Genomic DNA, 24,598 nt, shown 5'->3' with positions numbered 1-24,598 from the left:
GTGACGCGTGGAATCGATTACATCTACGGGCAGGAAGGAATTGGAATCGATTACACGGGAGTTAATCAAGACCCCGGCGTGGCTGAAACCGGATCGTGATGAAGCCGGCCGCGCGGGGCCCTAGGCTGCCCTCGACCGACACGGGTGGCATGCCCGTGCCAAGCACACAGGGGAGAACAGACATGCGCGCAAGCCGGATACTGGGTGCGTCCGTCGGGGCCGCCGCCCTGGTCGGCGCCTCGTTCGCGGCCGCGGGCCCGGCCGCCGCGGCGACCTGCACGGCCAAGGCCCTCGAGACCGTGGTCATCCGTTCCACGACCAGCACCGGCGGCACCGCCCTCGCCCAGCTCAACAAGGGGGAGAGCGCCTCGGCCTCCTGCGCGATGTACTACGGAGCCACCGCGTACGAGAAGTGCGGCATCGTCAGCAAGCGCTGGGTGAAGGTCACCAGGAGCGGCGTCACCGGCTATGTGGTCGGCACCTGTGTGACCACCGAACAGGACTGATCCGAGGCGGCCCGGGCGGCCCTGTCGGTGGCGGGCGGTACGGTCGGATCATGTCCCAACAGACGGGGGCCGCCCAGGGGGCGGAAGAGCGGCGGCTCGCCACGCTGGAAGGCGTGTTGGAACGCATCACGTACGCCAACGAGGACAACGGCTACACGGTCGCCCGGGTCGACACCGGCAGAGGCGGCGGCGACCTCCTCACGGTCGTCGGCGCGCTGCTCGGCGCCCAGGTCGGCGAGTCCCTGCGCATGGAGGGCCGTTGGGGCTCCCACCCGCAGTACGGCAAGCAGTTCACCGTCGAGAACTACACCACCGTGCTGCCCGCCACCATCCAGGGCATCCGCCGCTATCTGGGATCCGGCCTGGTCAAGGGCATCGGCCCGGTCTTCGCCGACCGCATCACCCAGCACTTCGGCATGGACACCCTGAAGATCATCGAGGAGGAGCCGAAGCGGCTCGTCGAGGTCCCCGGCCTCGGCCCCAAGCGCACGAAGAAGATCGCCGACGCCTGGGAGGAACAGAAGGCGATCAAGGAGGTCATGCTCTTCCTCCAGACCGTCGAGGTGTCCACGTCCATCGCGGTGCGCATCTACAAGAAGTACGGCGACGCGTCGATCTCCGTCGTGAAGAACCAGCCCTACCGGCTGGCCTCCGACGTCTGGGGCATCGGCTTCCTCACCGCGGACCGGATCGCCCAGTCCGTCGGCATCCCGCACGACAGCCCGGAGCGGGTCAGGGCGGGCCTGCAGTACGCCCTGTCCCAGGCCACCGACCAGGGCCACTGCTACCTCCCGGAGGAGCGGCTGATCGCCGACGCGGTCAAGCTCCTGCAGGTCGACACCGGCCTGGTCATCGAGTGCCTCGCGGAGCTCGCCGAACCGCCGGAGGAGGGCGAGGACCCCGGGGCCGTCCGGGAGAAGGTCCCGGCGGCCGACGGCGGGGAGCCGGTCTCCGCCGTCTATCTGGTCCCCTTCCACCGCGCCGAACTCTCCCTGTCCGCGCAGCTGTTGCGCCTGCTGCGCACCGACGAGGACCGGATGCCGGCCTTCCGCGACGTGGCCTGGGACAAGGCCCTGGCCTGGCTGAGGACCCGCACGAAGGCCGACCTGGCGCCCGAGCAGGAGGCGGCCGTCCGGCTCGCGCTGACCGAGAAGGTCGCCGTCCTCACCGGCGGTCCCGGCTGCGGCAAGTCCTTCACGGTCCGCTCGATCGTGGAGCTGGCCCGCGCGCGCAAGGCGAAGGTCGTGCTCGCCGCGCCCACCGGCCGGGCCGCCAAGCGGCTGGCCGAGCTGACCGGGGCCGAGGCCTCCACCGTCCACCGCCTGCTGGAGCTCAGGCCCGGCGGCGACGCGGCCTACGACCGCGACCGCCCGCTGGACGCCGACCTGGTGGTGGTCGACGAGGCGTCGATGCTGGACCTGCTCCTCGCCAACAAGCTCGTCAAGGCCGTCCCGCCGGGCGCGCACCTGCTCTTCGTCGGTGACGTGGACCAGCTCCCCAGCGTCGGCGCGGGCGAGGTGCTGCGCGACCTGCTCGCCGACGGCAGCCCGGTGCCGGCCGTGCGCCTCACGCGCGTGTTCCGCCAGGCCCAGCAGTCCGGCGTGGTGACCAACGCGCACCGGATCAACGCCGGGCAGCACCCGCTGACCGACGGCATGAAGGACTTCTTCCTCTTCGTCGAGGACGACACGGAGGAGGCCGGCCGGCTCACGGTGGACGTCGCCGCGCGCCGCATCCCGGCCCGGTTCGGTCTCGACCCGCGCCGGGACGTGCAGGTCCTGGCGCCCATGCACCGCGGCCCGGCGGGCGCGGGCGCCCTCAACGGGCTGCTCCAGCAGGCCGTCACGCCCGGCCGCCCCGACCTCCCCGAGAAGCGGTTCGGCGGCCGGGTGTTCCGCGTCGGGGACAAGGTCACCCAGATCCGCAACAACTATGACAAGGGGGAGAACGGCGTCTTCAACGGCACCGTGGGCGTCGTCACCTCGCTCGACCCGGTCGACCAGCGCCTGACGGTGCTGACCGACGAGGACGAGGAGGTTCCCTACGACTTCGACGAACTGGACGAGTTGGCCCACGCGTACGCGGTGACGATCCACCGTTCACAGGGGAGTGAATATCCCGCCGTGGTGATCCCCGTCACCACCGGGGCATGGATGATGCTGCAGCGGAATCTTCTGTATACGGCCGTCACCCGCGCGAAAAAGCTCGTCGTCCTGGTCGGCTCCCGCAAGGCGATCGGCCAGGCGGTGCGCACGGTGTCGGCGGGCCGCCGTTGCACGGCCCTGGACTTCCGGCTCACGGGCCGGTGAGCCCGCCGGTTCCGGGACTTCCGGAGAACGTGTAAAAAATGATCGATCAAATGAGTCACGAAGGTCACAGAGCACTTCCCCAACCGTGACCAAGGCGGCAGGATGAGCTGGTTGGCGGCACTGAGTGCCGCCGATGAGCCCAATGGTCGACCCCGAGTGCACTCTCCTGCGCCAAATGGGGGATGGTAGAGACAGTCAGGGCAACCTCGAAGAAGAGGCACAACGTCGGTGAGGGATGACGTGAGCGAGCACACCAACAACGCTGTAGTACTGCGGTTCGGCGACGGCGAGTACACCTACCCGGTGATCGACAGCACCGTCGGCGACAAGGGCTTCGACATCGGGAAGCTTCGCGCCCAGACCGGTCTGGTGACCCTGGACAGCGGCTACGGCAACACCGCCGCCTATAAATCCGCCATCACGTACCTCGACGGCGAGCAGGGCATCCTCCGGTACCGCGGCTACCCGATCGAGCAGCTGGCCGAGCGGTCGACCTTCCTCGAGGTCGCCTACCTCCTGATCAACGGCGAGCTGCCGACCGTCGACGAGCTCACCGTCTTCCAGAACGACATCACGCAGCACACCCTGCTGCACGAGGACGTCAAGAACTTCTACAAGGGCTTCCCGCGTGACGCCCACCCGATGGCCATGCTGTCGTCGGTGGTCTCCGCGCTGTCCACGTTCTACCAGGACAGCCACAACCCGTTCGACGAGAAGCAGCGCAACCTCTCCACGATCCGGCTGCTCGCCAAGCTTCCGACGATCGCGGCGTACGCGTACAAGAAGTCGATCGGCCACCCGTTCGTCTACCCGCGCAACGACCTCGGCTACGTCGAGAACTTCCTGCGCATGACGTTCTCGGTGCCGGCGCAGGAGTACGACCTCGACCCGGTCGTCGTCTCCGCGCTCGACAAGCTGCTGATCCTGCACGCCGACCACGAGCAGAACTGTTCGACGTCGACGGTCCGTCTGGTCGGCTCGTCCCAGGCGAACATGTTCGCGTCGATCTCGGCCGGCATCAACGCCCTGTGGGGCCCGCTGCACGGCGGCGCCAACCAGTCCGTCCTGGAGATGCTGGAGGGCATCCAGGCCAACGGCGGCGACGTCGACGCCTTCATCCGCAAGGTGAAGAACAAGGAGGACGGCGTCCGCCTGATGGGCTTCGGCCACCGGGTGTACAAGTCCTTCGACCCCCGCGCCAAGATCATCAAGGCGGCGGCGCACGACGTCCTCTCGGCCCTCGGCAAGTCCGACGAGCTGCTGGACATCGCGCTGAAGCTGGAGGAGCACGCGCTCTCCGACGACTACTTCGTCTCGCGCAACCTCTACCCGAACGTCGACTTCTACACCGGCCTGATCTACCGGGCCATGGGCTTCCCGACCGAGATGTTCACGGTCCTGTTCGCCCTGGGCCGCCTCCCGGGCTGGATCGCCCAGTGGCACGAGATGATCAAGGAGCCGGGCTCCCGCATCGGCCGCCCGCGCCAGATCTACACCGGTGTCGTCGAGCGCGACTTCGTTCCGGTCGAGGAGCGCTGACGCCTCCGGCGGGGGGCCGCGTCACGGCCGGTTGCCCCTCGTGATGCGCTGCATGTCCTGATGTCCGACTGCCCGGGACCCTGGTCCCGGGCAGTCGTGCGTCCGGGGGCCGGAAGTCCGGGGGCCGGGGGCCTTGGGGTACGCCGTCGGGTGCGGGTGGGTGGGGGCTGGTCGCGCAGTTCCCCGCGCCCCTGAGGGTCGTGGCACTCGGCCGCGTTTCGACGGGCTCCCGGGCGGCTCTGAGGTCCGGGCGGGCGGCCGTGTGTCGAAGGGCTTCAGGTGCGCCGAGGGCGGGGCGGCGGAGCCCCTTGCGGGGTTCTGTGTGCGGGCATACGGAAGGCGCCCCGGCGGCGGTCCCCCCACGGGCCGACGACCAGGGCGCCTTCCCATGTCCCGGTGCGGATTCCCCCCACGGGATCCGGCCGGGCGTTGTGAGGACAGCGCCTGAATTCGCTGTTGTGTGACCATCTTCGGTTGTCGTGCCCGCGGTTGAGCAGAACGAGCAGAACTCGCCGCACCACCGCTGTGTGCGATCTGCCGGGACAGCGCACGCTGGGAGGGCCGCTCAAAGCTTCCCGGTGTACTGCCCCGGCAACGCATCTCCGAGGACGTCCCCCAAGACATCCTCAGATGTCAGGTCACGCCCCCCAAGACGCTTCCCGACATCAGCAACTTAGACCTTCGAACCCCTTCGATGGTTACGTTCACATCACTGTGATCTGTGTCTCTTGCGTATGTCCGTTAAATGCGCAAGAGACCGGATACAGCGATCGAGGCCCAAGCGTAAGGATGATGCGCGAGCCTTGTGAAGAGCTTATGTGAGGCTCGCGCAGGACTCCAGGGGTCTAGGTCAAAGGCCTGCCCCTACTCGGCGGTATCTCCGCGCGTCTCAGGTGAACGTGCGCAGCCGCAGACTGTTCGTCACGACGAACACCGACGAGAACGCCATCGCCGCCCCCGCGATCATCGGGTTCAGCAGCCCCGCCGCGGCCAGCGGCAGCGCGGCCACGTTGTAGCCGAAGGCCCACACCAGGTTGCCCTTGATCGTGGCGAGGGTCCGCCGCGACAGGCGGATGGCGTCCGCGGCCACCCGCAGGTCCCCGCGCACCAGCGTCAGGTCGCTCGCCTCGATCGCCGCGTCCGTGCCCGTGCCCATGGCCAGTCCCAGGTCGGCGGCGGCGAGCGCGGCCGCGTCGTTCACGCCGTCCCCGACCATGGCGACGACGCGTCCCTCGTCCTGCAGTCGCCGTACGACGTCGACCTTGTCCTCCGGCAGCACTCCGGCGATCACCCGGTCGATGCCCACGGCCTGCGCCACCGCCTCGGCGACCACCTGGTTGTCCCCGGTCAGCAGCACCGGCGTGAGGCCCAGCGCGCGCAGCTCCCGCACCGCCTCGGCGCTGGTCTCCTTGACCGCGTCGGCGACCGAGAGCACCCCGCGCGCCTCCCCGTCCCAGCCGACGACGACGGCCGTGCGGCCCGCCTGCTCGGCCGCGTCCACGGCGCGAGCCAGCTCCTGCGGGACGGACTCGAAGAGGCGCCCGACGGCCACCTCGCGGCCCTCCACGTGCCCGCGCACCCCCCGCCCGGGCACGTTCTCGAAGCGCTCGGCCGCCGGCAGCCCGCCGATCCTCTCCTCGGCGCCCGCCGCCACCGCCCGGGCGACCGGATGCTCGGAGGCGTGCTCCAGGGCGCCCGCCAGCCGCAGCAGCTCCCGCTCGTCCACGCCGTCGGCGGTCCACACGTCCTGCAGGGTCATCCGGCCGGTGGTGACGGTCCCGGTCTTGTCCAGGACGACCGTGTCGACGCGGCGCGTGGACTCCAGGACCTCCGGGCCCTTGATGAGGATGCCGAGCTGGGCGCCGCGCCCGGTGCCCACCATCAGCGCGGTGGGCGTGGCGAGGCCGAGCGCGCACGGGCAGGCGATGATCAGGACCGCGACGGCCGACGTGAACGCGGCGACCGTGTCGCCCGTCGCGAGGAGCCAGCCGCCGAAGACGGCGACCGCGATCAGCAGCACCACCGGCACGAAGATCCCGGAGATCCGGTCGGCCAGCCGCTGGACCTGGGCCTTGCCGTTCTGCGCCTCCTCGACCAGCCGCGCCATACGGGCGAGCCGGGTGTCCGCGCCGATCCGGGCGGCCTCGACGACGAGCCGGCCGCCGGCGTTCACGGTCGCGCCCGTGACGGCGTCGCCCGGCCCGACGTCCGCCGGCACGGACTCGCCGGTCAGCATCGAGGCGTCCACGGCGGACACGCCCTCCACGACCGTCCCGTCGGTGGCGATCTTCTCCCCGGGCCGTACGACGAACCGGTCGCCGACCGCCAGCCCGTCGACGGGGATCCTTATCTCCTTGCCGCCGCGCAGCACGGCCACGTCCTTCGCGCCCAGCTCCATCAGCGCCCGCAGCGCCGCCCCCGCGCGCCGCTTGGAGCGGGCTTCCAGGTAGCGGCCGAGCAGGATGAAGACGGTGACGCCGGCGGCGACCTCCAGATAGATCGTCGAGGCGCCGTCCGTGCGCGAGACGGTGAGCTCGAACGGGTGGCGCATGCCGGGCATGCCGGCGTCGCCGAGGAACAGCGCCCACAGCGACCAGCCGAGCGCGGCCAGCGTGCCGACGGAGACGAGGGTGTCCATCGTGGCCGCGCCGTGCCGCAGGTTCGTCCAGGCGGCCCGGTGCAGCGGCGCGCCGCCCCACACGACCACGGGCGCGGCGAGCGTCAGCGACAGCCACTGCCAGTCGTCGAACTGCAGGGACGGGATCATCGCGAGCAGGACGACCGGCGCGGCGAGCAGTGCGGAGACGAGGACCCGGTGGCGCAGTCCCGCGAGCTCGGGATCCGCGGGCGCGTCCTGGCCGCCCTCGCCGCCCTCGCCGTCGGCCCGGTCCTGCCGGACCGGCTCGGGCGCGGGCGCCTCGGCGGTGTACCCGGTCTTCACCACGGTCGCGATGAGGTCGGCCACGTCGACGCCGGCCGGATAGCTGACCTTCGCCTTCTCCGTGGCGTAGTTGACCGTCGCGGTGACGCCGTCCATGCGGTTGAGCTTCTTCTCCACACGGGCCGCGCAGGACGCGCAGGTCATCCCGCCGACGATCAGTTCCACCTCGGCGGTCGGGCCCGGCGGTTGCGCTGTCGGCGGTGGGGTGGTGGCGGTGCTGGTCATGTCCGTGCTCCAAGAAGCGGGCCGGGCCGTACGGAACCAGTATCAGCTGGTCGGTACGGCCCGGCGGGTGGAGGAGGGGTTTCCCCGGGCCGCGCGGGGGTGGCGGCGCGGGTGCGGCGCCGTAGGGGCGCCGGGGGGACTCAGGCCCGGCCGGCCAGCTCGAAGCCGGCCTCGTCCACGGCGGCGCGCACCGCGGCCTCGTCGAGCGCGACGGTGGAGACGACCGTGACCTCGCCGGCTGAGGCGACGGCCTTCACCGAGGTGACGCCGGCGAGCTCCGAGAGCTCGCCGGAGACGGCGCCCTCGCAGTGGCCGCAGCTCATGCCGCTCACCTTGTAGACGGTGGTGACGGAGCCCGGGGTGTCGGTCTGAGCGGTCATGTCGTTCTCCTCGTGGAGGCAGGTGGGGCGGGCGGGGCCGCGAGGGGTCTCCCGTTACTTCAGACTATACCCCTAGGGGGTATGAATCCAAGGAGGGTCCGGGCGTGGCGGCAACAGGACCGGCGGGCCCGGCTAGCGTTCGCGGTGATCTTCGGCGAAGTGGACGAAGGCGACGGCGATGACGATGGTGGGGCGAGGGCGCATGCGGGCTGTGGTGTTCGAGCGGTTCGGGGAGCCGGCGGAGGTGCGGGAGACGCCCGACCCGCGGCCCGCGGAGCACGGCGTGGTGGTGCGCGTCGAGGCCACCGGCCTGTGCCGCAGCGACTGGCACGGCTGGATGGGCCACGACCCGGACATCGTGCTGCCGCACGTCCCCGGCCACGAACTCGCCGGAGTGGTGACGGAGGCGGGCCCCCGGGTCACCGGCTGGAAGCCCGGCGACCGGGTCACCGTCCCCTTCGTGTGCGGCTGCGGCAGCTGCCCGTCCTGCGCGGCAGGCGATCACCAGGTGTGCGAACGCCAGACCCAGCCCGGGTTCACGCACTGGGGCTCCTTCGCCCAGTACGTGGCCCTGGACCACGCCGACGTCAACCTCGTCGCGATCCCGGACGGCATGGCGTACACCACCGCAGCCTCTCTCGGCTGCCGGTTCGCCACGGCGTTCCGGGCGGTCGTGCGCCAGGGCCGGCTCGCGGCGGGGGAGTGGGTGGCGGTGCACGGCTGCGGAGGCGTGGGCCTGTCGGCGGTGATGATCGCGGCGGCGAGCGGGGCGCGGGTCGTCGCGGTGGACGTCTCGCCCCGGGCCCTGGAGCTGGCGCGCCGGTTCGGAGCGGTGGAGTGCGTGGACGCGACGCGCGTGCCGGACACGGCGGAGGCGGTCCGCGAGCTGACCGGCGGCGGCGCGCATCTCTCGCTCGACGCCCTCGGCTCGCCCGTCACCTGCGCCGCCTCCGTGAACGGGCTGCGCCGCCGGGGCCGGCACGTCCAGGTCGGGCTGCTGCCGTCGCGGGACGGCTCCACCCCCGTCCCGCTGGCCCGGGCCGTCGCCCTGGAACTGGAGCTCCTGGGCAGCCACGGCATGGCCGCCCACGCCTACCCCGAGATGCTGGCGCTGGTCCGCTCGGGGGCGCTGCGCCCCGACCTCCTGGTGACGTCGACGATCACGCTGGACGCCGCGCCGGCCGCGCTGGCGGCGCTGGGCACGGCGCAGGGCGCGGGGGTGACGGTCGTCGAGCCGTGGGCGTGACCGCCCGGGGCGGCCCGCTCCGCTCGCGGCCCGCGGGCGCGTCGTCCCGTGGCGCTGTGCCCCACGCGTCGGCGGGGCACAGCCGGTCGCGCTCCGGCCCGGGTCAGTCCAGGGCGCGTCCCCGGTTGCCCGGGCGGGAGGCGACCCAGGCGCGGACGGTGTCGGCGTACCAGTAGGGCTTGCCGCCCTCGACATGGTCGGGCGGGGGCAGCAGTCCGTGTTTGCGGTAGGACCGTACGGTGTCCGGCTGCACCTTGATGTGCGCCGCGATCTCCTTGTAGGACCAGAGCCTTCGGTCGGTCATGAGCTGCACCTCCCTGCGCGCGCGGGGCGGCGGCCGGGAGGCCGCCGGGGGGAGCCCGGCGCTGCGCTGGCGATCACCAAGCCAGTGCCCCGTGAACGACGCTCGGTGACCGGCTGGAATCAGCTGTTGACGGGCGGTGACGGATATCCCGCGTACACGCGACATGTGTGACAGAAGGGAGGTGTTTGTGACACAGGTGACACAGGCGACACAGGTGACGTCATCCCTCCGCACGGGCGGCACGGGTGGCGCAGGCGGCACGGGTGGAACGTGTGCCGCCTGCGCCACTCGGCGCGTGTGCGGCGCCGGGCAGGTCCCTATGCCCCGCAGGACCGCAGGAACGCCCGCGTCCGCTGCGCGATGGGCAGCGGGGTGTCCGGCGCGCACGGGTACATGTCCTGCTCGACGATCGCGAACAGGTCCACGTCCAGTTTCTGCGCCGCCTCCAGGACGGGCCCCAGCGCGGGCACCCCGGTGGGGGGTTCGCACATCACGCCCTGGGCCACGGCCGGCCCGAACGGTGTCCCCTTGGCCCGCACGTCCGCCAGGATCCGCGGGTCGACCTGCTTGAGGTGCAGATAGCCGATGCGCTCGCCGTAGGTCTCGATCAGCTTGACGCTGTCGCCGCCGCAGTACGCGTAGTGCCCGGTGTCCAGGCACAGCGAGACCAGGTCGGAGTCGGTGCCGTCCAGGAACCGGACGACGTTCTCCTCGCTGTCGATGTGGGTGTCGGCGTGCGGGTGGACGACGATCCGGAGACCGTAGCGCTCGCGCACCTCCTTGCCCAGCCGCTCGGTCAGCGAGGTCAGGTTGCGCCACTGCTCGGGGGTCAGCGTGTCCGGTTCCAGCACGTCACCGGTCTTGTCGTCCCGCCAGAACGACGGGATGACGACGAGGTGGCGCGCCCCCATGGCCTGGGCGAGCGCCGCGTTGTCCGCGACGTGGGCCCAGGTCTTCTCCCACACGGCCTCGCCGTGGTGGAGACCGGTGAAGACCGTGCCCGCCGACACCTTCAGGCCGCGCGCGGCCGTCTCCTCGGCGAGGACCGAGGGATCGGTCGGCAGGTACCCGTAGGGGCCGAGCTCGATCCACTCGTAACCGGACTGCGCGACCTCGTCCAGGAAGCGCCGCCACGGGACCTGGGCGGGGTCGTCCGGGAACCAGACGCCCCAGCTGTCGGGGGCCGATCCGATCCGGATGCGGGAAAGTGAGGACTCAGGTGACAACGACGTCATGGCCGCCAGCGTGAAGTCTCGTCCTGGGGGTGTCAAGGGCTGGTCCGAATGTCTGGACAAAACATTGACAGGGCCCGCCGTGCGGGGCTAGAAAGCCGTGAGAGCCGATACGGGACGTGCGCCGCGGACGTGCCGTGGACGGTCTTCCGAGGCCGAGCCGATGCGAAGGGAACTCGATGGCGTACGACGTGATCACCATGGGGCGGATAGGAGTGGACCTCTATCCGCTGCAGACGGGCGTCCCGCTCCCGCAGGTCACGTCCTTCGGGAAGTTCCTGGGAGGATCGGCGACCAACGTGGCCGTCGCCGCGGCCCGTCTCGGCCGGGAGACGGCGGTGATCTCCCGCACCGGCGACGACCCCTTCGGCACGTATCTGCACGAGGCCCTGCGCGGCTTCGGCGTGGACGACCGCTGGGTCACGTCCGTGCCCGGGCTGCCGACGCCGGTCACCTTCTGCGAGATCTTCCCGCCGGACGACTTCCCGCTGTACTTCTACCGGCAGCCCAAGGCGCCGGACCTGGAGATCGACGCCCACGAGCTCGACCTCGACGCCGTCCGCGAGGCCCGTGTCTTCTGGGTCACCGGCACCGGCCTGAGCGAGGAGCCCAGCCGCACCGCGACCCTGGCCGCCCTCGCCCACCGGGCGAAGGCCGGCATCACGGTCTTCGACCTCGACTGGCGGCCGATGTTCTGGAAGGACCCGTCCGGGGGCGCGCCGGCCGAGGCCGCCCGCCCGTTCTACGCCGAGGCGCTGAAACACGCCACGGTCGCGGTCGGCAACCTCGACGAGGTGGAGGTCGCCACCGGGGTGCGCGAGCCGCGGGCGGCGGCTCAGGCGCTGCTGGACGCGGGCGTCGAGCTCGCCGTGGTCAAGCAGGGCCCCAAGGGCGTGCTCGCCGTCGACAGCAAGGGCGGGTCCGCCGAGGTCCCGCCGCTGCCGGTGGACGTCCTCAACGGCCTCGGGGCCGGTGACGCGTTCGGCGGCTCCCTCTGCCACGGCCTGCTCGAAGGCTGGGACCTGGAGAAGATCATGCGTCACGCCAACGCGGCCGGCGCCATCGTCGCCTCCCGGCTGGAGTGCTCCTCCGCGATGCCGACGCCGGCCGAAGTGGAAGCGGCGATCGAGGCGGGGGCCGTCCTGTGACGACCGTCGACGTCTCCGAACTCGTCCGGCTGCGCACGCAGTACCCCGAGGCGATCGCCGAGGCCGCCGCCCGCCGCCCGCGCAGACCGCTGCTGGGCGACTCCGGCCGGCTGATGATCGTCGCCGCCGACCACCCGGCCCGCGGCGCGCTCGGCGTCGGCGGGGCCAAGCTGGCCATGGCCAACCGCGCCGACCTGCTCGAACGCCTCTGCCTCGCCCTGTCCCGGCCCGGCGTCGACGGCGTCCTCGCGACCGCCGACATCCTCGACGACCTCCTGCTGCTGGGCGCCCTCGACGGCAAGGTCGTCATGGGGTCCATGAACCGCGGCGGCCTCCAGGGCGCCGTCTTCGAGCTCGACGACCGCTTCACCGGCCACCGGGCCGAGGACATCGAGCGGCTGAACTTCGACGCGGGCAAGCTGCTGCTGCGCATCGACTACGACGACCCGGGCTCCCTCACCACCCTGGAGACCACCGCCCGCGCGGTCGACGACATGGCCGCCCGCAGACTCCCCCTCTTCGTCGAGCCGTTCATCAGCCGGCGCGGCCCCGACGGCAGGCTGGGCAACGATCTGTCCGCCGAGGCCGTCACCCGGTCGATCGCCATCGCCTCCGGTCTGGGCGGCACCTCCGCCTACACCTGGCTGAAGGTCCCGGTCACCGACAACCCCGACGACATGGCCGAGGTCATGGAGACCTCGACCCTGCCCGCCGTCCTGCTGGGCGGCGAGGTCGGCGGCTCCGTCGAGGAACAGGACGGCGCGTACGAGAAGTGGCGCGGGGCGCTGCAACTGCCCACCGTCCGGGGCCTGGTCGTCGGCCGTTCGCTGCTGTACCCGGCGGACGGGGACGTCGCCGCCGCCGTGGACACCGCCGTAGGACTGCTGTGAGGGCCGCATGACGCACACGGAGCCGCACCACGACCTGTACCTCCCGCACGGCACGACCGCCGGCGACCACTACACGCTCGACATCGACCCCGAGCGGGCCGGCTGGGGCTACTGCAGCCTGCGGATCGTCGAGCTGGAACCGGGGGGGACCCACACCTTCACCACCGGTGAGAGCGAGTGGATCGTCCTTCCCCTCACGGGCGGATGTACCGTGCGCACAGACGAAGACGAGTTTCAACTCCTGGGCAGGGAAACGGTGTTCGCGTCGGTCTCCGACTTCGCGTACGTTCCCCGCGACGCCCGGGTCCAGATCGCCTCCGGCGCGGGAGGCCGCTTCGCCCTGGCAGGAGCGAAGTGCGAGCGACGACTCCCCGCCCGCTACGGCCCCGCGCCGGAGGTCCCCGTCGAAGAGCGCGGCAGCGGCGGCCAGTTGCGCCATGTGCGCAACTTCGCCTCCGCCGACGCCTTCGACTGCGACAAGCTGATCGCCGTCGAGGTGATCACCCCCGGCGGCAACTGGTCCTCGTACCCGCCGCACAAGCACGACGAGCACCGGCCGGGCGAGGAGGCCGAGCTCGAGGAGATCTACTACTTCGAGATCGACGGCCCGCACGGGTTCGGCTACCAGCGCGTGTCCCCCTCCCGCGAGGGAGGCTCCGACGTCCTCGCCGAGGTCCGCTCCGGCGACGCCGTCCTCGTCCCCGACGGCTGGCACGGCCCGTCGATCGCCCAGCCCGGCCACGCCATGTACTACCTCAACGTCATGGCCGGTCCCGGCGAGACCCGCGAGTGGCGGATCTGCTTCCACCCGGCCCACGCAGAAGGGGGTTACCGATGACCACCAGGCTCACCGTGGCCCAGGCGCTGGTGCGCTTCCTCGCCGCACAGCACACCGAGCGCGACGGCGTACGGCAGCGGCTGATCGGCGCGACCTGGGGCATCTTCGGCCACGGCAACGTCGCCGGCCTCGGTCAGGCGCTGGTCGAGTACGGCGACGACATGCCCTTCCACCAGGGCCGCAACGAGCAGTCCATGGTGCACGCGGCCGTCGGCTACGCCCGCCAGTCGAACCGCCTGTCCACCCACGCGGTGACGACGTCGATCGGCCCCGGCGCGACCAACCTGGTCACCGGCGCCGCCCTCGCCACCGTCAACCACCTCCCGGTCCTGCTGCTGCCCGGCGACGTCTTCGCGACCCGCGTCGCCGACCCGGTGCTCCAGCAGCTCGAGGTCCCCTACGCGGGCGACGTGTCCGTCAACGACTGTCTGCGGCCGGTGTCGAGGTACTTCGACCGCGTCACCCGCCCCGAGGCCCTGATCCCGGCGGCGCTGCAGGCGATGCGGGTCCTCACCGACCCGGTGGAGACGGGCGCGGTCACCCTCGCGCTGCCGCAGGACGTCCAGGCCGAGGCCTACGACTGGCCCGACGAGTTCTTCGCCGAGCGCACCTGGACCGTCCGCCGCCCCGCCGCCGACCCGGCCGAGCTGGCCGAGGCCGTCCGGGCGATCCGAGCGGCCCGCCGCCCCCTCGTCGTCGCGGGCGGCGGAGTCCACCACAGCCGCGCCGAGGAGGCCCTCGCGGCCTTCGCCGAGGCCACCGGCATCCCCGTCGCCTCCACCCAGGCCGGCAAGGGCTCACTGCGCCACGACCACCCCCAGGACGTGGGCGGCGTCGGCCACACCGGCACCGCGACCGCCGACGAGCTGGCCCGCACCGCCGACCTGGTCATCGGCGTCGGCACCCGCTACACCGACTTCACCACCGCGTCCAACACCCTGTTCCAGGGCGACGGCGTCCGCTTCCTCAACCTCAACATCGCCTCCTTCGACGGCCACAAGCTCGCCGGCCTCCCGCTGGTCGCGGACGCCCGCAGCGCGCTGGACGAGCTGACCGGGGCGCTGCGCTCGCACGGCCACCGGGTCGCCGACGCCTACGTCACCGAGTACGGCGAGGACAAGGAGCGCTGGGAGCAGCGCGTCGACGCCTGCTACGAGGCCGACGAACCCGACGTGCGCCCCACGCAGCCGCAGGTGCTCGGCGCGCTCGACGCCCTCGTCGACGAGTCGGACGTGATCATCAACGCGGCCGGCTCCCTCCCCGGCGACCTGCACAAACTGTGGCGGGCGCGCTCGCGGGACCAGTACCACCTGGAGTACGGCTACTCCTGCATGGGATACGAGATCCCGGCCGCGATCGGCGTGAAGCTGGCCGCTCCCGAGCGCAACGTCTGGGCGCTGGTGGGCGACGGCACGTATCTGATGATGCCGACGGAGATCGTGACGGCCGTGCAGGAGGGGATCGCGATCAAGATCCTGCTCGTGCAGAACCACGGCTACGCCTCGATCGGCGGCCTCTCGGAGTCGGTGGGCGGCGAGCGGTTCGGCACGGCCTACCGCTACACCGCGGACGACGGCACGTTCACCGGGGCCCCGCTGCCCGTCGACCTGGCCGCGAACGTGGCCAGCCTCGGCATGCGCGTGCTGCGCGCGAAGACCGTCCGCGAACTGCGCGAGGCGCTCGCCGAGGCGCGGCGCGCCGACACTCCCACGTGTGTCTACGTCGAGACCGAAACGGCCGACACTGTGTCGGGCCCGCCGCCGGCACAGGCCTGGTGGGATGTACCTGTGGCCGAGACCGCGACCCGACCGTCCGCGGTGAAGGCACGTGAGCTGTACGAACGGCACGTCTCCACCCGACGCCGCCATCTGTGAAGGAGCACTCGGTCATGACGAAGATCGTCAACCACTGGATCGGCGGCAAGACCGTCGAGGGCACGTCGGGTACGTACGGGCCGGTCACCGACCCGGCGACCGGCGCGGTCACCACCAAGGTCGCGTTCGCGACCGTCGACGAGGTCGACGCCGCGGTCGCCTCCGCCAAGGACGCGTTCGCCACCTGGGGCACCTCGTCCCTCGCCAGGCGCACCACGATCCTCTTCAAGTTCCGGGCGCTGCTGGACGCGCACCGGGACGAGATCGCCGAGCTGATCACCGCCGAGCACGGCAAGGTGCACAGCGACGCGCTCGGCGAGGTCGCCCGCGGTCTGGAGATCGTCGACCTCGCGTGCGGGATCACCGTGCAGCTGAAGGGCGAGCTGTCCACCGAGGTGGCCAGCCGCGTGGACGTGTCGTCCATCCGCCAGCCGCTGGGCGTCGTCGCGGGCATCACGCCGTTCAACTTCCCGGCGATGGTCCCGATGTGGATGTTCCCGATGGCCATCGCGACCGGCAACACCTTCGTGCTGAAGCCGAGCGAGAAGGACCCGTCGGCGGCGGTCAAGCTGGCCGAGCTGCTCGCCGAGGCCGGTCTGCCCGACGGCGTGTTCAACGTCGTCCACGGCGACAAGGTGGCCGTCGACCGCCTGCTGGAGCACCCGGACGTCAAGGCCGTCTCCTTCGTCGGCTCGACCCCGATCGCCCGCTACATCCACACCACGGCCTCGGCCAACGGCAAGCGCGTGCAGGCCCTGGGCGGGGCGAAGAACCACATGCTGGTCCTGCCCGACGCCGACCTGGACGCGGCCGCCGACGCCGCCGTCTCCGCCGCCTACGGCTCGGCCGGCGAGCGCTGCATGGCGATCTCCGCGGTGGTGGCGGTCGGCGCGGTCGGCGACGAGCTGGTGGACAAGATCCGCGAGCGCGCCGAGAAGATCAAGATCGGCCCCGGCAACGACCCGACGTCGGAGATGGGCCCGCTGATCACCAAGGTCCACCGCGACAAGGTGGCCTCGTACGTGACGGGCGCGGCGGCCGAGGGCGCCGAGGTCGTCCTCGACGGCACCGGCCACACGGTCGACGGCTACGAGGACGGCCACTGGATCGGCATCTCGCTCCTCGACAAGGTGCCGACCACGGCGAAGGCCTACCGGGACGAGATCTTCGGCCCGGTGCTGTGCGTGCTGCGCGTGGACACCTACGACGAGGGCGTGGCCCTCATCAACGCCTCCCCCTTCGGCAACGGCACCGCGATCTTCACCCGGGACGGCGGCGCGGCCCGCCGCTTCCAGCTGGAGATCGAGGCCGGCATGGTCGGCGTGAACGTCCCGATCCCGGTCCCCGTGGGCTACCACAGCTTCGGCGGCTGGAAGGACTCGCTCTTCGGCGACCACCACATCTACGGCAACGACGGCACGCACTTCTACACCCGCGGCAAGGTCGTCACCACCCGCTGGCCCGACCCGGCGGACGGCCCCGGCGGAGTCGACCTGGGCTTCCCCCGCAACCACTGACCGACCCGCCCTTCCTGGTGAAGCCGTCCGGACTCCGGACGGCTTCCCGTTTTTTTCGGCGTCAGGCCTGCGGTTCCAGCACGCCCCGAGTCGCAGCGCCCACTGGCCGTGGACGACCGTAAGCGCAGCAAAAACTGCCACTCACCTACGGATTCCGTAGGTGAACACCTATTGACGCACCGGTTTTCGTCGGGGTTCCATGCAGCACCATCACAGCCGCCGGAGGCATCCGCACGAGTCGATCGGAATCGCCGCATGACCGACACGCTCCGCCCCGTCGAGGCCGCCCTCCCTCAGGCGCCCGACAGTCCCCAGAAGCTCAAGCGCTCCATCGGAGTCGTCGGCGGCACCCTTCTGACCCTCTCCTGCGTCACCCCCGCCTCCACCCTGTTCGTCGTCGTCCCGGACCTGTTCGGCTCGCTCGGCACCGCGACCGCCCTCACGATCGCGATCGGCTCGCTGCTCTGCGTCGCCGTGGCGTTCTGCTACTCGGAGCTGGGCACCCTCATCCCCAGCGCGGGCGGCGAGTACGCCATGGTGTCGACGCTGGCCGGACGGCTCGCCGGCTGGCTGGTCTTCGTCCTCTCCCTCCTCGTCGTCATGATCGTCCCGCCGGTGATCGCCATGGGCACGGCCGACTACCTCGCCCCGCTCGTCCATCTGGACCCCGCCCTCGCGGGCGCCGGCGTCATGCTGCTCGCCACCCTCGCCGGTCTGCTCGACCTGCGCGCCAACGCCTGGATCACCGGCGTCTTCCTGGTCCTGGAGGTCATCGCGGCCGCCGTCGTGGCCGTCCTGGGCTTCGCCCACAGCCACCGCGGCGCGGGCAGCCTCGTCTCGATGCAGGTCGCCGGCGCGCACGGGCGCACCGACGCCGTGACCGCCATGCTGGTCGTCTCCGGCCTGGCCATCGCCCTCTTCGTCACCCAGGGCTTCTCGACCGCCGTCTACCTCTCCGAGGAGCTGGAGCACCCGCGCCGCAACGTCGCCCGCACGGTCCTGGCCACCCTCGCCATCTCCACGGTGATCATCCTGGTCCCGGTCGTCGCCATCACCCTCGGCGCCTCCGACCTCTCCCAGCTCACCGGCGGCGACATCGGCTCCATGGTGACCGCCTGGTCCGACTCCGCGGTCGGCGCCTTCGTCAGCCTCTGCGTGGCGCTCGCGATCATCAACGCCGGCATCGTCATGGTCATCCAGAACTCCCGGGTCCTGTTCGCCTCCGCCCGCGACAAGGCCTGGCCCCAGCCCGTCAACGACGTCTTCTCCAAGCTCGGCCGCTTCGGCTCCCCCTGGGTGGCCACCCTGGCCGTCGGCGTCCCCGGCGCGCTGCTCTGCTTCGTGAACCTGGACACCCTCTACGGCGTCACCGGGGTCTCGGTGACCGGGATGTACCTGCTCGTCGCCGTCGCCGCGCTGCTCTCCCGCCGCGGCCACCACCGGCACACCTCCGCCTGGCGCATGCCCCTGTGGCCGGTCCTGCCCGCCCTGCTGATCGCCGTCCTCGGCTACATCCTCACCCAGCAGGAGACGGGCTATCTCCTGTGGACCGGCGGCATCACCGCCGTCGCCACCCTCTACTGGGCCCTCTACCTCCGCCCGCGCCGCGACACCCGCTGGCTGGTCTCCCTCCCCGAGGACGCCCGCGACTGACCTTCCGGCATACCGCGTCCGCGGTACGCCGGGGCCGCCGCGTACGCCGCCGGGAGGGGGGCGGATTCGGCCCACGGTCGAGCGCTCCCTGACAGGTCGACCCCGTACGGTTGAAGCATGGATCTTCGACTGCCCGGTCTGCGAGGACCACGGCGGCCGCGACGGATCGTCTCCGCCGTGGCCGCCGTCGTCGTACTCGCCGGCGCCGGTACCTGGACGGCCGTCGCCGCCGGCGACGACCCGCCCGCCGTGCACAGTGCCGAACGGGTCATGGCGGTGGACGGCGTACGCCTGGACACCTCCTACTTCACCGCCGGCGGCTCCGGCCGCCGCCCCGCCGTCCTCCTCGCGCACGGCTTCGGCGGCAGCAAGGACGACGTCAGGTCGCAGGCCGAGAAGCTCGCCCGCGACGGATACGCGGTGCTGACCTGGTCGGCGCGCGGCTTCGGCAGGTCCACCGGCAAGATCGGGCTGAACGACCCGAAGGGCGAGGTCGCCGACGTCTCCCGGCTGATCGACTGGCTCGCGAAGCAGCCGGAGGTCCGGCTCGACAAGCCGGGCGACCCGCGCGTGGGCGTGGCCGGCGCCTCCTACGGCGGCGCGATCTCCCTGCTGTCCGCCGGGTACGACCAGCGCGTCGACGCCATCGCCCCCGCGATCACCTACTGGAACCTCGCGGACGCCCTCTTCCCCGACGGCGTGTTCAAGAAGCTGTGGGCCGGCGTCTTCTTCAACACCGGCGGCGGCGCGGCCCGCTTCACCCCCGCGCTGGCCGCGATGTACGAGCGCGTCGCCGAGTCCGGCGCCCCGGACGCCGCCGCGCGCGAACTCCTCGAAGCGCGCTCGCCGTCCGCCGTCGCCGACCGCATCAAGGTCCCCACCCTCCTCCTCCAGGGGCAGACCGACTCCCTGTTCACCCTCGCCCAGTCCGACGCGGCCGAGAAGGCGATCCGCAGGAACGGCGCACCCGTGGACGTTGACTGGATCGCCGGCGGCCACGACGGCGGCGACATGGAGACCGCCCGCGTCCAGTCCCGCGTGACCGCGTGGTTCGACCGGTATCTCAAGGGCGACGCGTCCGCCGACACCGGCCCCGCCTTCCGCGTCACCCGCACCGGAGGCGTCGACTCCACCGACGGCGCTGCCCTGTTGAGGGGCGCGAGCGCGGCCCGCTACCCCGGGCTGAACAGCGACGACCGTTCCTTCCCGCTCACCGGCCGCCGCGAGGAGCAGTCCTTCGTCAACCCGCCCGGCGCGACCCCGCCGGCCGTCTCCGCCCTGCCCGGCCTCGGCGGCGGCGGTCTCGCGCGGCTCTCCTCCCTCGGCGTCGGCCTCTCCCTCGACTTCCCCGGCCAGTTCGCCGCCTTCGACTCCGCACCGGTCGCCGGCGACCTGCGGGTCACCGGCTCCCCGACGGTCACCGTCCACGTGAAGTCGACGTCCGGCGCCGCCGTCCTCTTCGCCAAGCTCTACGACGTCAGCGGCGGCGGCCCCCAGGGCAACCAGGTGCTGCCCTCCCAGCTCGTGAGCCCGGTCCGCGTCGAGGGCGCCAAGGCCGGCAAGGACGTCACCGTCACGCTCCCGGCGATCGACCACAAGGTCGAGGAGGGCCACCGGCTGCGCCTGGTCCTCGCCTCCACCGACCTCGGCTACGCCTCCCCGGCGGCCCCGGCGACCTACACCGTCTCCGTGAAGGGCGACCTCAAGGTCCCCACCGCTCCGGCCGTGACGACGGCCGCCGCCCCGCTGCCGTCCTGGGTGTGGTGGCTCCCCCTCGCGGGCGCCGCCGTCGCGCTCGCCCTGCTGCTGTCCGCCCGCCGCCGCACCGCCGGCCCGGCCCCCGACCCCGCGCTCGCCGAGGTCCCCCTCCAGATCACCGACCTGAGCAAGAAGTACGCGAACGGCGACCGTTACAGCGTCCGCGACCTGTCCTTCCGCGTCGACAAGGGCCAGGTCCTCGGACTCCTCGGGCCGAACGGCGCGGGCAAGACGACGACCCTGCGCATGCTGATGGGCCTGATCACACCCGACGGCGGCGAGGTCCGCGTCTTCGGCCACGCGATCCGCCCCGGCGCGCCCGTCCTGTCCCGCGTCGGCTCCTTCGTCGAGGGCGCCGGCTTCCTGCCGCACCTGACCGGCCGGGAGAACCTGGAGCTGTACTGGCGGGCCACCGGCCGCCCCGCCGAGGACGCCCACCTCGACGAGGCCCTGGAGATCGCCGGCCTCGGCGACGCCCTGGCCCGCGCGGTGCGCACCTACTCCCAGGGCATGCGCCAGCGCCTCGCCATCGCCCAGGCCATGCTCGGCCTTCCGGACCTGCTCATCCTCGACGAGCCCACCAACGGCCTCGACCCGCCGCAGATCCGCGAGATGCGCGAAGTGATGATCCGCTACGCGGCGGCCGGCCGCACGGTCATCGTCTCCAGCCACCTGCTGTCCGAGGTCGAGCAGTCCTGCACGCACCTCGTGGTGATGGACCGCGGAAGGCTCGTCCAGGCGGGCCCGGTCGCCGAGATCGTCGGCTCCGGGGACACCCTCCTCGTCGGCACCGCCGCCCCCGTGGAGGAGCCGGTCGTCGAGAAGATCGCCGCCCTGCCCGGGGTGGCCTCCGCGCTGCGCGCCGACGACGGCCTGCTGGTGCGCCTGGCCGCCGACGGCGCCGCCCAGCGCCTGGTCGCCGAACTCGTCCGGCTCGACGTGCCGGTGACCTCGGTCGGCCCGCACCGCCGCCTGGAGGACGCCTTCCTCACCCTGATCGGAGGTTCCGCATGAGCGCCCTCACCGAGGTCGCCTCCGGCTACCAGGCGTCCCGCACCCTGCCGCTGCGCGTCGAGCTGGTCCGCCAGCTCAAGCGCCGCCGCACGCTGGTCATGGGCGGCATCCTCGCCGTCCTGCCGTTCGTGCTGCTCATCGCCTTCGCCATCGGCGGCGAGCCCGGCGGCCGCAACGGCCAGGTGACGCTGATGGACACGGCGACGGCGTCCGGCGCCAACTTCGCCGCGGTCAACCTGTTCGTCTCCGCGGGCTTCCTGCTCGTCATCCCGGTCGCCCTGTTCTGCGGGGACACGGTCGCCTCGGAGGCCGGCTGGTCCTCCCTGCGCTATCTGCTCGCCGCGCCCGTGCCCCGCGCCCGCCTGCTGTGGTCCAAGCTCGTCGTGGGGCTCGGCCTCAGCCTGGCCGCGATGGTCCTGCTGCCGGTCGTCGCCCTCGCCGTCGGCTCCGCGGCCTACGGCTGGGGCCCGCTGGAGCTGCCCACCGGCGGCGCGCTCGCTCCGGGGACCGCCGCCCAGCGGCTGGTGATCGTCGTCGGGTACGTCTTCGTCTCCCAACTGGTCACCGCAGGGCTGGCGTTCTGGCTGTCGACCAGGACGGACGCCCCGCTCGGCGCGGTCGGCGGCGCGGTCGGCCTGACCATCGTCGGCAACGTGCTGGACGCCGTCACCGCCCTCGGCGACTGGCGCGACTTCCTGCCCGCGCACTGGCAGTTCGCGTGGGCCGACGCCGTCCAGCCCACCCCCGAGTGGTCCGGCATGATCCAGGGCGCCGCCGTCTCGGTCACCTACGCCCTGGTCCTGTTCGCCCTGGCCTTCCGCGGCTTCGCCCGCAAGGACGTGGTGTCCTAGGCAGACGGCAGACGGCAGACGGCAGACGGCAGACGGCAGACGGCAGACGGCAGACGGCAGACGGCAGACGGCAGACTGCACGCCGAACGGCGGGCCACCGGAGAACCGGTGACCCGCCGTCGCGGAGCGTCGGGCTGCGGCTCAGCCGTTGCCGGCGCCGTTGCCCGCCAGGACCGAGATGTCGTCCAGGATGTGCGACAGCGGCTCGTCGCCCTTCGCCTGGGTGCTGTTCTCGACGCACTGCTGGTTCTGCGGCGCCGACAGGATCGGGATGTCCTGGACGCCGATGTTGAGGGCCGCGATGAGCGACTGGGCGTTGAGCTTCGCCGGCAGGCCGATGCACGGCTTGTTCAGCGAACCCTGGACCAGCGAGAGCTGCGGGCTCATGTCGCCGAAGGTGGCCGAGTTGCCGAACTCCGACGAGGCGCCGTTGCCGCTGGCGGACGTGGTGCCGCTGTCGTCGCCGATGGCCAGCGCCTGCGGGGCGGTCACGGCCGCGAGACCGGCGACCGAGGCGGCGAGGGCCGCGGATGCCCACAGCTTCTTCATGTTCGTTCCCTTCGAAAGGCGGGCTCCGGAGGAGGAGCTGCGTGATCAACAACGTCCCGCACCCGCCCGGGGTTGCGTGCTGTGCCCCGATCGGCCCAGCGCACCGGGCACGACGGGCGCACGCCCCTCAGGTGCACGCGTACGCGCTCCCGCGCACCGCCACCGTGCTGCCGAGGACGGTCGGCGGGTCCGTGGGCCGGGGGTTCTCGCCCTCGGCGACCAGGGGCTCGTCCTCGCGCACCTTCGCGAAGAGCCCGTCCGCCTTCTGCCCGTCCCAGACCAGTGCCGAGCCGATCCCCAGGGACGCCGGGGCGAACCCGCTGATCGGCACCGTCGTGAACTCCGTGGCCGAGGCGGGCAGACCGCGCAGCGCGACGGCCTCCTGGACGAGCTCGCGCACCGAGAAGCCCTGCGGGCCGGAGCCGAGCAGCGTGCGCACCAGACGCAGCGCGCGCGCCGGGTCGCCGAGCAGCTTGCGCGCCTGCAGTCCCCGCCACGCCTGTACGAGGAACCGCTGCTGACGCTGGATGCGGCCGAGGTCGGCGCTGGAGTCGACGTGCCGTGACCGGACGTACTGAAGGGACCGGCCGCCGTCGAGCCGGTGCTTGCCGGGTGGGAGGTCCAGCTCGGTCGCGGAGTCCCTGAGCCGTCGTGGCGTGCACACCTCGACGCCGCCGGCCTCGTTCACCGTGTCCATGAAGCGCCGGAAGTCCACCTGCACGAACCGGTCGACGTTCACCCCGGTCATCGACTCCACGGTCCGGATGGCGAGCTCCTGCCCGCCCTCCTGGAAGGCCGCGTTGAGCTTGGCCGGATGCGACGGGCGTTCCTTGCCGCCCGCCCCCTGGCGGTACGGCGGGATCTGCGCGGAGGAGTCGCGGGGCATGCCGATCACGCTGACGCGGTCCCGGTGGGCCGAGAGATGGATCAGCATCAGGACGTCCGTGCAGCCGCAGGGCTGGCCGCCGGCGTGGAACCGCTGCTTCTCGGCGTCGCTGATGACGTCCCGTTCGTCGGTGCCCATCAGCAGGATGTTCATCGCGCGCGGGACGTGCTCCCGGCCGGGCGGCGCGGACGTACCGAGCAGCGCGCCCGCGGAGGCCAGGACGATTCCGGGAATCGCCAGGCGGCGGGGCCAAGGATTTCTCTTCACCGTCACGTGCCGCACGCTAGAACAGCGGGCCGCCGATGATCCGGCGGCCCGCTGGCCGGGCGGGAATTCCACCCCGGGGTTCAGGAAATGAACCCGTTCACCACGCGGGATCAGTGGTTGGCCGCACCGTTGCCCGAGAGGGCGGAGATGTCGTCCAGGATGTGCGACAGCGGCTCGTCGCCCTTCGCCTGGGTGCTGTTCTCGACGCACTGCTGGTTCTGCGGCGCCGACAGGATCGGGATGTCCTGCACACCGACGTTGATGAGCGCGAGGACCGACTGCACGTTGGCCTTCGCCGGCAGGCCGATGCAGGGCTTGTTCAGGGAGCCCTGGATGAGCGCCATCTGGGGGCTCATGTTGCCGAAGGTGGCCGAGTTGCCGAACGACTGGCTCGCGCCGTTGCCGCTGGCGGACGTCGTGCCGCTGTCGTTGCCGATGGCGAGGGCCGGGGCCGCTGCGACGGCGGAAGCGCCGACGACGGAGGCGGCGACCGCAGCAGTGGCCAGTACCTTCTTGATCACTTGTAAGTCCCTTTCGTGAGAACCCCGTCCACCGGAGCGCTCTGGCTTAACCGCCGACTCGCCCTTTGGTTCTCCGACTTCACTCCGATGGCCTATCGGTGGGAACGCGGCCCGGCGTGTCGGAAAAACCGATCGGGTGAAGTGCCGCAA

19 protein-coding genes are annotated in these 24,598 nt (G+C 71.9%); 12 read left to right on the top strand and 7 right to left on the bottom strand.

What is annotated here, in order from left to right:
* Positions 1-182 precede the first annotated feature (182 nt).
* The 3 genes from Sri02f_RS03400 (at position 183) to Sri02f_RS03390 (ending at position 4,354) form a co-directional block, all read left to right on the top strand.
* A complete protein-coding gene (locus tag Sri02f_RS03400) occupies positions 183-506 on the top strand; it encodes a hypothetical protein (RefSeq protein WP_108999548.1) in 324 nt (107 codons plus the stop codon).
* Positions 507-556: 50 nt separating this feature from the next.
* Positions 557-2,815, top strand: a complete 2,259-nt coding sequence (gene recD2 / locus Sri02f_RS03395) for an SF1B family DNA helicase RecD2 (RefSeq protein ID WP_108999547.1) — start codon at positions 557-559, stop codon at positions 2,813-2,815.
* Between the two features lie 240 nt (positions 2,816-3,055).
* Positions 3,056-4,354, top strand: a complete 1,299-nt coding sequence (locus tag Sri02f_RS03390) for a citrate synthase (protein ID WP_108999546.1) — start codon at positions 3,056-3,058, stop codon at positions 4,352-4,354.
* An 889-nt stretch (positions 4,355-5,243) separates the two neighbouring features.
* Here Sri02f_RS03390 and Sri02f_RS03385 read toward each other — a convergent pair.
* Together Sri02f_RS03385 and Sri02f_RS03380 are read right to left on the bottom strand one after the other, a co-directional pair.
* A complete protein-coding gene (locus tag Sri02f_RS03385) occupies positions 5,244-7,520 on the bottom strand; it encodes a heavy metal translocating P-type ATPase (protein WP_108999545.1) in 2,277 nt (758 codons plus the stop codon).
* Between the two features lie 140 nt (positions 7,521-7,660).
* Positions 7,661-7,900 carry a heavy-metal-associated domain-containing protein gene (locus tag Sri02f_RS03380; protein ID WP_108999544.1) on the bottom strand — a complete coding sequence of 80 codons (240 nt, stop codon included), beginning with the start codon at positions 7,898-7,900 and terminating at the stop codon, positions 7,661-7,663.
* 202 nt (positions 7,901-8,102) lie between these two features.
* Here Sri02f_RS03380 and Sri02f_RS03375 point away from each other — a divergent pair, with 202 nt between their 5' ends.
* On the top strand, positions 8,103-9,146 hold the full coding sequence (locus Sri02f_RS03375) for a zinc-dependent alcohol dehydrogenase family protein (protein WP_108999543.1): 1,044 nt from the start codon (positions 8,103-8,105) through the stop codon (positions 9,144-9,146).
* Between the two features lie 103 nt (positions 9,147-9,249).
* Here Sri02f_RS03375 and Sri02f_RS03370 read toward each other — a convergent pair whose 3' ends face one another.
* Entirely contained in the window at positions 9,250-9,450 is a 201-nt protein-coding gene (locus tag Sri02f_RS03370; protein ID WP_108999542.1) for a helix-turn-helix transcriptional regulator, read from the bottom strand.
* Positions 9,451-9,767: 317 nt separating this feature from the next.
* Complete coding sequence (locus Sri02f_RS03365; RefSeq protein ID WP_108999541.1) at positions 9,768-10,685, bottom strand: sugar phosphate isomerase/epimerase family protein; 918 nt, start codon at positions 10,683-10,685, stop codon at positions 9,768-9,770.
* Between the two features lie 176 nt (positions 10,686-10,861).
* Here Sri02f_RS03365 and iolC point away from each other — a divergent pair, with 176 nt between their 5' ends.
* The 8 genes from iolC (at position 10,862) to Sri02f_RS03325 (ending at position 22,225) form a co-directional block, all read left to right on the top strand.
* The gene (gene iolC, locus Sri02f_RS03360) at positions 10,862-11,830 is read left to right on the top strand and encodes a 5-dehydro-2-deoxygluconokinase (protein ID WP_108999540.1); all 969 of its coding nucleotides are present in this window, start codon (positions 10,862-10,864) and stop codon (positions 11,828-11,830) included.
* On the top strand, positions 11,827-12,720 hold the full coding sequence (locus Sri02f_RS03355; protein WP_108999539.1) for a Cgl0159 family (beta/alpha)8-fold protein: 894 nt from the start codon (positions 11,827-11,829) through the stop codon (positions 12,718-12,720). The genes iolC and Sri02f_RS03355 overlap by 4 nt, the downstream gene beginning before the upstream one ends.
* A gap of 7 nt (positions 12,721-12,727) precedes the next feature.
* On the top strand, positions 12,728-13,558 hold the full coding sequence (gene iolB, locus Sri02f_RS03350; RefSeq protein WP_108999538.1) for a 5-deoxy-glucuronate isomerase: 831 nt from the start codon (positions 12,728-12,730) through the stop codon (positions 13,556-13,558).
* Positions 13,555-15,432, top strand: coding sequence for a 3D-(3,5/4)-trihydroxycyclohexane-1,2-dione acylhydrolase (decyclizing) (gene iolD / locus Sri02f_RS03345; protein WP_108999537.1), 1,878 nt, complete (start codon positions 13,555-13,557; stop codon positions 15,430-15,432). The genes iolB and iolD overlap by 4 nt, the downstream gene beginning before the upstream one ends.
* A gap of 14 nt (positions 15,433-15,446) precedes the next feature.
* On the top strand, positions 15,447-16,949 hold the full coding sequence (gene mmsA / locus Sri02f_RS03340; RefSeq protein WP_108999536.1) for a CoA-acylating methylmalonate-semialdehyde dehydrogenase: 1,503 nt from the start codon (positions 15,447-15,449) through the stop codon (positions 16,947-16,949).
* A 255-nt stretch (positions 16,950-17,204) separates the two neighbouring features.
* Complete coding sequence (locus tag Sri02f_RS03335) at positions 17,205-18,602, top strand: APC family permease (protein WP_108999535.1); 1,398 nt, start codon at positions 17,205-17,207, stop codon at positions 18,600-18,602.
* Between the two features lie 117 nt (positions 18,603-18,719).
* Positions 18,720-21,374, top strand: coding sequence for an alpha/beta fold hydrolase (locus Sri02f_RS03330; RefSeq protein ID WP_167467476.1), 2,655 nt, complete (start codon positions 18,720-18,722; stop codon positions 21,372-21,374).
* The gene (locus Sri02f_RS03325) at positions 21,371-22,225 is read left to right on the top strand and encodes an ABC transporter permease (RefSeq protein ID WP_108999534.1); all 855 of its coding nucleotides are present in this window, start codon (positions 21,371-21,373) and stop codon (positions 22,223-22,225) included. Before Sri02f_RS03330 ends, Sri02f_RS03325 begins: the two co-directional genes overlap by 4 nt.
* 141 nt (positions 22,226-22,366) lie before the next feature.
* Here Sri02f_RS03325 and Sri02f_RS03315 read toward each other — a convergent pair whose 3' ends face one another.
* From Sri02f_RS03315 to Sri02f_RS03305, 3 genes are all read right to left on the bottom strand, one after another.
* Entirely contained in the window at positions 22,367-22,774 is a 408-nt protein-coding gene (locus Sri02f_RS03315; protein ID WP_108999533.1) for a rodlin, read from the bottom strand.
* 127 nt (positions 22,775-22,901) lie between these two features.
* A complete protein-coding gene (locus tag Sri02f_RS03310; RefSeq protein ID WP_108999532.1) occupies positions 22,902-23,933 on the bottom strand; it encodes an LCP family protein in 1,032 nt (343 codons plus the stop codon).
* A 104-nt stretch (positions 23,934-24,037) separates the two neighbouring features.
* Entirely contained in the window at positions 24,038-24,448 is a 411-nt protein-coding gene (locus Sri02f_RS03305; RefSeq protein ID WP_108999531.1) for a rodlin, read from the bottom strand.
* Positions 24,449-24,598 lie beyond the last annotated feature (150 nt).

The organism is Streptomyces rishiriensis, assembly GCF_003112535.1.
Taxonomy (GTDB): Bacteria; Actinomycetota; Actinomycetes; order Streptomycetales; family Streptomycetaceae; genus Streptomyces; species Streptomyces rishiriensis.
Note: the sequence above shows the minus strand (reverse complement) of the source record. Positions and strands in the feature narration are given on the sequence as shown.